Below are 643 nucleotides of genomic sequence, written 5' to 3' on the forward strand. Positions count from 1 at the left end.
CGTGCTGAGGTGGCGTCTTTGCATGGGGAGTTGGTGCGTTATGGCTTGGTGGTGTGGACCGGGGGGAATGTGTCGGCGCGGGTTCCGGGTGCGGATCTGTTCGTGATCAAGCCGTCGGGGGTGTCGTATGACGAGCTTGCTCCGGAGAACATGATCCTTTGCGATCTGGATGGCGTCGTGGTGGGTGGCACGCCGGGCAGTGATCGTGCGCCGTCGAGTGACACGGCGGCGCATGCGTATGTGTATCGGCATATGTCGGGGGTGGGGGGTGTGGTGCATACGCATTCGACGTTTGCGGTGGCGTGGGCGGCGCGGGGGGAGGAGATCCCGTGTGTGGTCACGGCGATGGCGGATGAGTTCGGGGGGCCGGTTCCGGTGGGGCCGTTCGCGGTGATCGGGGATGATTCGATCGGTCGGGGGATCGTGGAGACGTTGCGGGGTCATCGTTCTCGTGCGGTGCTGATGCGGAACCATGGTCCGTTCACGATCGGGGTGTCGGCGAGGGATGCGGTGAAGGCCGCGGTGATGGTCGAGGACGTCGCTCGGACGGTGCAGATCGCTCGTGAGGGTGGTCCGTTGGTGCCGATCCCGCAGGAGGCCATCGATCGCCTCTACCACCGCTACCAGAACGTCTACGGACAGA

At 65.0% G+C, this 643-nt stretch carries 1 protein-coding gene; it reads left to right on the top strand.

All coding sequences use genetic code 11. From position 1 onward, the window contains the following. Positions 1-643, top strand: a 643-nt coding sequence (locus tag GVL03_RS19100; protein ID WP_159502569.1) for an L-ribulose-5-phosphate 4-epimerase, incomplete at both ends; no start/stop codon positions are given.

This window comes from Microbacterium sp. 18062 (assembly GCF_902706225.1).
Lineage (GTDB): Bacteria > Actinomycetota > Actinomycetes > Actinomycetales > Microbacteriaceae > Microbacterium.